This is a genomic window from Humidesulfovibrio sp., assembly GCF_035560995.1.
Lineage (GTDB): Bacteria > Desulfobacterota > Desulfovibrionia > Desulfovibrionales > Desulfovibrionaceae > Humidesulfovibrio.
In genome coordinates this window covers 1-6,384 of sequence record NZ_DATMYK010000246.1, presented here as the reverse complement: position 1 = coordinate 6,384, position 6,384 = coordinate 1, and the positions used below count along the sequence as shown (strand labels likewise).

Sequence of the window (6,384 nt, the reverse complement as noted above, 5' to 3'; positions counted from 1 at the left end):
TGGGTGCGGCCCATGCACAGCTGGTCTTTGTGTTTGAAGGCCATGTCTTTCAACACGGCGAGCACCGTGTCGATGTCGGCCAGGATCATGTTGCCCGCGCGCACCAGAAGCACGGCGTTGGCCGTGTCCACAATGTCGGAGCTGGTGCAGCCCAGGTGGATGAAGCGGGCGCTCTCGCCCACCTTTTCCTCCACGGCGGTGAGGAAGGCGATGACGTCGTGGCGGGTCTTCTCCTCGATTTCGAGGATGCGCGCCACGTCAAAGGCGGCCTTGGCGCGGATGGTCTCCATGTGCTCGGCCGGGATGACGCCGAGTTTGGTCCAGGCCTCGCACACGGCCAGCTCCACTTCGAGCCAGGCGCCGAAGCGGGCTTCCATGGTCCACAGGGCGGCCATTTCTGGGCGGGAGTAGCGTTCGATCATGGTGGTGCTCCGTCCGGGGATTGCGGGTCCGAATGTGTGCCCTATCACTCCGCGCGTATTGCTTCAAACATTTTTACGCAAAAATGGGCGAGGGCATGAAAAAGGCAGCCTTGGGCTGCCTTCCGTGACTGTGTTTAGCTGGTGGCCGCCGTGGCTGAGGCGGCGGGTGCCGCCGGAGCGCTCCCGGCCGGCTTTGCGTCCGCTGCGGGCGCCGCCGGGGCTGCCGGGGCCGCAGGGTCCGCCGCGGCTCCGCCCGCGCTGGCGCTGTTGTAGCCGCTGGCATACCAGCCGCCGCCCTTCAATACGAAGGAGGTGCTGGAGATGATGCGGCTGGCGTTGCCGCCGCACACGGGGCAGGGAATGTCCCTCTCCTCGTAGTCCTTCTGCCATTCCTCGAAGATCTGTTTGCAGTCTTGGCAGTTGTACTCGTAGATGGGCATGGATGTTCCTCCAAACCAGAAAAGGGCCACGAAAGGGCCCGGAACCGACGGGGCGGCCCCACTGGGGAGCCGCCCGCCTGACAGTTGCGCCTATTTGCCCTTGGCGGCAGCCTTGGCTTCGCGGATGCGCTCCTTGAGGCGCTCTTCACGACGCTTGCGGCGACGACCGATTTCTTTCATGCGCTCGACTTTCTTGTGCTTGCCCATGTGTCCTCCTGAAAAAAAATACGCGGATTGCCTGCGTGAATGCGCGCTTCTAGCGCACATCTCCGGGCATGTAAAGCGTCCTTGCGGCGCGTGCCCGCATTGCCCTTGACGCGGCCCCTTCAAGGCCCCATTATCCTCCTGGCGGGCAAGCCCGCAACAATCAACGATTCCGAGGAGAGCATCATGGCAACCGATACCTTCACCAACGCGGTGGCTGACATCGCCGAGGTGTTCATGTTTGAGCAGTGGCTGCGGCACTACTTCGTCGTCGAGAAAGACGGCAAGCTGTTCATCGAGATCCCCCATGAAGACCTGAAGGAGATCTACGCCCAGCAGGAGCATCTTGGCGGCCTGGCCGACATGTTCAACAACAGCGAGATCAGCTACGAGATGTGCCAGGCCACGGTGTGCTCCTTCGTGGGCGCCCGCTACGACGGCAGCAAGTATGGCGCGGACGTTGTGGCCCGGGCCCTGGACAGCAAGGCCTTCAAGGTCGAAATGTACGTGTTCGGCGTGTGGATGAAGGGCCACGAGCAGTACCTGGACGCGCGCCGTCTGCCCTTCTCCGAGTGGCGCGAGATGTATGCCGGGTGGAACGGCATGGCCGAGGTGAAGGAATACCGCAAGAAACTCATGGCCGGCGGCGGCAACCCCAACGAGCCAGCAAGCAAGTCAGTGCATTAGCCCACAGGCTGGATCGGAGCTTGCATATGAGTCATGCCGGGGACAGCTCCGGCATGACATTCCCCCTGCAACGAACCAGTACAAGCGAGGTCAACGCACGTGTGCGCCCTCTGGTCCAAGAACGACGACGACGAGAAGCGCAAGAAGCAGATCATCCTCGACCTGCTGCAGGACATCCGCGACCAGCGCGCCAAGCTCAAGCTGGAATTCGACGAAGGCGTCACCAGCATCAAGGACCTGACCGGCACCTTGCTTGAGTACGACGAGGGCGGCCTGGTAGTCGAGGTTTCGAGCCTCAAGGGAGCCACCAGGGCCTTCGACGGCGTGCTGCTCTCTTGCTACTTCCGAGTGCGCGACCGTGAAACCCGCGGCCGCGAACAATATTTGACCTTCGACACCAGCGTGCGCAGCGTGACCATGCGCCCAAGCGGCATGGTGCACTTCAGCCTGGCCTTTCCGCAAAACCTCAAGAGCGCCCAGCTGCGCCGCAGCGTGCGCGTGAAGGTGGACGCCCGCAAGGTGCCGGAGCTGACCCTCTGGCCGGATTTCTCCGGCTGGCAGGACATGGACAAGCTGACGCCGGTTCTAAGCGCCGAGCAGATGCAGAGCCGCCAGTTCAAGGTGGACAATTTCTCGGCCAACGGCCTGCGCCTGCTGGTCAGCTCCGCGCTGATGCACACGGCCCTGCCCGAGCCGGTGAAGGGCACGCGCTACGCCGTGCACTTCCGCGCCATGGCCGAAACCGGCGCCGGTTCGTCCGCCTTCTGGGTGGCCGCCGTGCTGCGCAACATATTCCGCGACCCGCAGACCAGCGAAACCGCCCTGGGCTTCGAGTTTGTCGCCGAGGGCTCCATGGACGAGAAGCTCGGCATGGTCTGGCGGCCGCTGAAGTTCGATGAGGTTTCCGGCCTGGGCAAGTTCGTGTTCAAGTGGAACCTGGACCTGTACCGCGAAAAGGGCATGGGCTCCTAGGCCCGGCACGGCAAGCTTTTCCCGCGGGCGGCTCCACAGAAATGGGGCCGCCTTTTTTGCGCGCCTAGCGGTGGCGTCCGGGCACCACGGGCCACACGTTGATGGGCTGCTGCTCGATGGGATAGGGCTGCTGTTCCTTCTTGGGCGGATTGTGGCGCAGCGTGGTGTCGCCCGTGGCCTCGTCCCGGCCGAGCTGGATGCTGCCGGTGTCCGTGCCCATCTCGTAATCCTGGCGATTCTTGGCCGTGTCCTTGTTGGGAAACTTGGGCTGCGGCGCGTCCGCCTTGCTTTCCGCCGCGGGCGTTTGGGGGGCCGGTGCCGGATTCGCCTGCCCGGCCGGATTTCCCTGGCCGTCGTTGAAAGTGAGGGGCACCGGCGCGCCCACCGGGCCGCGCACGCTGTTCTGGGCTTGGGCAGCGCCGCCGCCGCAGGCCAGCAGAAACACCGCGATCACGACAGACATTGCGGCGGATTTCTTGTGGATTCTACGGTTCATCAGCGCCTCCCGGACGCCCGGCGCCCGCGTCCCGGCCCGTGCGCGCCAGGAATTAGGGTTTGAATCTTGCCCGGCTTCAGTATACACTGCGCGGACACAAACACGCAACGGTCCCATCGCCCCCCGCGCCGGGAAGGCCGGCCCACGCAGCAAGGAGAACAGAACATGTCCAATCGCGCCGATGCTTACAAGGCAGCCGGAGTCAACATAGATGAAGCCAATGTGTTCGTCGAGCGCATCAAGGCTTTGGCCGCCAGCACCCACAGCAAGGGCGTTCTTTCCGGCATCGGCGGCTTCGGCGGCCTGTTCAAGCCCGACCTGACCAACGTGGCCGCGCCGGTGCTCGTCTCCGGCACGGACGGCGTGGGCACCAAGCTCAAGCTGGCCTTCGCCTTCGACGGGCACGACACCATCGGCATAGACCTGGTGGGCATGAACGTGAACGACGTGCTGGTGCAGGGCGCGCGGCCCCTGTTCTTCCTCGACTACTTCGCCACCGGCAAGCTTGAGACCGACGTGGCCGTGCGCGTGCTCGAAGGCATCGTGGAAGGCTGCAAGCAGGCCAAGTGCGCGCTCCTTGGCGGCGAGACGGCCGAAATGCCCGGCTTCTACCCCGAGGGCGAGTACGATCTTTCCGGCTTCTGCGTGGGCATGGTGGACTACGAGCGCATCGTGGACGGCTCCCAGGTGGCCAACGGCGACGTGATCATCGGCCTGGCCTCCACCGGCCCGCACGCCAACGGCTATTCCCTCATCCGCAAAATCTTCGAGGCCTCCGGCCTCAAGGGCACGGACATCCTGCCCGGCGACACCGTGACCGTGGCCGAGGCCCTGCTGGCCCCCACGCGCATCTACGTGCAGCCGGTGCTGAACCTCCTGCGCGACCTGCCGATCAAGGGCATGGCGCACATCACCGGCGGCGGCTTCTACGACAACCTGCCCCGCGTGCTGCCCAAGGCCGTCACCGCGCACATCCGCTTCGGTTCCTGGCCCGTCACCCCGGTGTTCCTGTGGCTCAAGAACCAGGGCGGCCTCTCCTGGCCGGAGATGCTCCAGATCTTCAACACCGGCATCGGGTACGTGCTCATCGCCAAGAAGGATGTGGCCGAGGACATCATGAACCGCCTGTCCGGCATGGACGTGGCGGGCTACGTCATCGGCGAGATCAAGAGCCGCGTGGACGACCAGGAGCAGGTGCAGGTGCATTTTCCCGGCTAGCACGCCCCGCACACCATTCCCAAGAAACGAAAAAGCCCCGGTCCGCCGGGGCTTTTTTTTCGCGTCCTGGCAAGCGTCTCAGGATTCCGCCAGGGGGAAACGCTCCACGAAGCGCGCCCCGCCGCCTGCCGCTGCGCCCGTTTCGATGCTGCCGTGCAGCTGATCCGTGAGGCTCGACACCAGCACCATGCCAAAGGAGGACGTGCCCGAAAGACTGAACCCAGGCGGCAGGCCGGGGCCATTGTCCGCCACCTCCAGCCGCACGAGGCCCTCCTCCATGCGCAGGCTCACCCGCAGCTCCGGCCTTTCCGCGCCGGGAAAGGCGTGCTTGAGCGAGTTCAGAATCAGCTCGTTCAGCAGCATGCCGCAGGGCACGGACTGGGTGATGGGCAGGCGCACATCCTCCACCAGACACTCCACGCGCACGGGCGGCAGAAAGCCCGCCACCAGCTGTCCCACCAGGCGCGGCACGTAACTGCCCATGTCCACAAAGGCCAGGTCGTCGGACTTGTACAGATCCTCGTGCACCAGGGCCATGCTGCGGATGCGCGCCTGGCTTTCCTCGAAGAGCACGCGGTCGCGCGGATCGACCACGTACTCGGCCTGCAGCAGACACAGGCTGCTGATGATCTGCATGTTGTTCTTCACCCGGTGGTGCAGTTCCTTCAGCATCACCGTCTTTTCCTCCAGGGCCAGGCGCACGCGGGCCTCGGCTTCGGCCCGACGGGCTTCGGCCCGTTCCAGGCTGCCGCCCACGCGCCGCGCCACCACGGAAACGGCCACACCGATGGCCACAGCCGTGGCCATGGCCACGAAAGACGCCAGCAGGGCGTCGCTCTCGCCTCCCTGCCCGTGGGCAAGAAACAGGGCATGCGCCAGGGAAAGCAGCGCAGCCAGCGGCACAAAGGCACGCATAAGCAGAGCCTTGGGTGAAGATCCGGCAAACATGCGCAGGGGCGGGCGCCGAGGTCCGGCCTCGCACACCAGGGCCACCCCCAGCAGCACGAAGGACAGAGCCGTGGAGCGGGCCACGGGCACCACGCCCGCGCCATACAGCAGCGGCGAGCCAAAGGCGTAGCCCAGCAAAAACACCGCCCCGGCCATGGCCACCACGGCGGCGAGCAGCCCCGCCGCCGCGAGCCAGGGTTCGCGCACAGGAGAATCATCCGCCCCGTGCAGCAGGAGCGGCCAGGCCGCCAAGCCCGAGAGCGTGAAGAGCGTGGCCGTGGCCGGAGACATGTTCACGTGCGGCACGCCGAGCCACAGGCTCAACTGCCGGAAGGGCAGGTCCAGGAAACCGCTCCCGCCGCCCAAAAGCACGGAAGCGCCATTGAGGCACGCGGCCGCGGCGGCCAGCAGCGCCAGCCCCCCTCCGGCCCGGCGCAGGCCAAGCCCAGCGCCGAAGATCTGGCGCAGCAGCAGCATTCCGCCCAGGATCAAAAAGAGCACGGCTGTGCTTATGGCCATGGGCACGCGGGTCAGCAGCGGGCTGTCCAGCACCCGCTGGCCGGTGAGGCCGCCCAGGAGGCCCAGGGCGGCGGCGCACAGCAGCAAGCCGCAGCAGGCAAACTCCACGCCCCGCGCGGCGCTCTGTCCTGCGGCAGGCGCTTTCAAGCTGATGGCTTCCAGGTCAGAGGCTGCGGGCATGGCACGTTCTCCTGAAGGACGCTGGCGCAAGGGGGAAACCCAGCAAACACCACCCTATACGGCACAGCCAAGCGTGACAAGCGCCGGGGCATGAATTCGCACAAAAAAAGCCCCGGCGGACCGGGGCTTCGTTGAACACGGCTGCGCGGACGCAGGCTAGTAGCCCAGGTCCTCGCCCACCAGCACCACATGGATGCGGTCCTTGACGCTGGAGCCCTCGATGACCACCCAGGCGTTGCAGATCTTGGTCTCGCTGCGGCAATTGTGGCAGCGGCCGTCCTCCACGCAGGGATTCTTG

The 6,384-nt window shown here is 65.6% G+C and carries 7 protein-coding genes; 3 read left to right on the top strand and 4 right to left on the bottom strand.

Going from position 1 to position 6,384, the window contains the following annotated elements; translation table 11 throughout:
• Window positions 1-422 (bottom strand): lyase family protein (locus VN419_RS09665; protein WP_325646926.1); only part of this gene is annotated, 422 nt, incomplete at its 3' end.
• A 134-nt stretch (window positions 423-556) separates the two neighbouring features.
• On the bottom strand, window positions 557-862 hold the full coding sequence (locus tag VN419_RS09660) for a zinc ribbon domain-containing protein (protein ID WP_325646924.1): 306 nt from the start codon (window positions 860-862) through the stop codon (window positions 557-559).
• Between the two features lie 390 nt (window positions 863-1,252).
• Here VN419_RS09660 and VN419_RS09655 point away from each other — a divergent pair, with 390 nt between their 5' ends.
• Window positions 1,253-1,753, top strand: coding sequence for a hypothetical protein (locus VN419_RS09655; protein WP_325646922.1), 501 nt, complete (start codon window positions 1,253-1,255; stop codon window positions 1,751-1,753).
• 99 nt (window positions 1,754-1,852) lie between these two features.
• Window positions 1,853-2,725, top strand: a complete 873-nt coding sequence (locus VN419_RS09650) for a hypothetical protein (protein WP_325646920.1) — start codon at window positions 1,853-1,855, stop codon at window positions 2,723-2,725.
• Window positions 2,726-2,789: 64 nt separating this feature from the next.
• Here the strand turns inward: VN419_RS09650 and VN419_RS09645 are convergent, their stop codons facing one another.
• Window positions 2,790-3,221, bottom strand: coding sequence for a hypothetical protein (locus VN419_RS09645; RefSeq protein WP_325646918.1), 432 nt, complete (start codon window positions 3,219-3,221; stop codon window positions 2,790-2,792).
• Window positions 3,222-3,386: 165 nt separating this feature from the next.
• On the opposite strand from VN419_RS09645, the gene purM reads away from it, so the two are divergent.
• On the top strand, window positions 3,387-4,439 hold the full coding sequence (purM, locus tag VN419_RS09640; RefSeq protein ID WP_325646917.1) for a phosphoribosylformylglycinamidine cyclo-ligase: 1,053 nt from the start codon (window positions 3,387-3,389) through the stop codon (window positions 4,437-4,439).
• Between the two features lie 78 nt (window positions 4,440-4,517).
• On the opposite strand, the gene VN419_RS09635 is transcribed toward purM, so the two are convergent.
• Window positions 4,518-6,086: a sensor histidine kinase gene (locus tag VN419_RS09635; protein WP_325646915.1), complete on the bottom strand. Its 1,569-nt coding sequence runs from the start codon at window positions 6,084-6,086 to the stop codon at window positions 4,518-4,520.
• Window positions 6,087-6,384: the final 298 nt, after the last annotated feature.

Bases quoted from the DNA above. Each gene is read 5' to 3' on its own strand.
- VN419_RS09645 (WP_325646918.1), bottom strand. From the start codon at position 3,221: ATGAACCGTAGAATCCACAAGAAATCCGCCGCAATGTCTGTCGTGATC.
- VN419_RS09655 (WP_325646922.1), top strand. From the start codon at position 1,253: ATGGCAACCGATACCTTCACCAACGCGGTGGCTGACATCGCCGAGGTG.
- VN419_RS09635 (WP_325646915.1), bottom strand. From the start codon at position 6,086: ATGCCCGCAGCCTCTGACCTGGAAGCCATCAGCTTGAAAGCGCCTGCC.
- VN419_RS09660 (WP_325646924.1), bottom strand. From the start codon at position 862: ATGCCCATCTACGAGTACAACTGCCAAGACTGCAAACAGATCTTCGAG.
- purM (WP_325646917.1), top strand. From the start codon at position 3,387: ATGTCCAATCGCGCCGATGCTTACAAGGCAGCCGGAGTCAACATAGAT.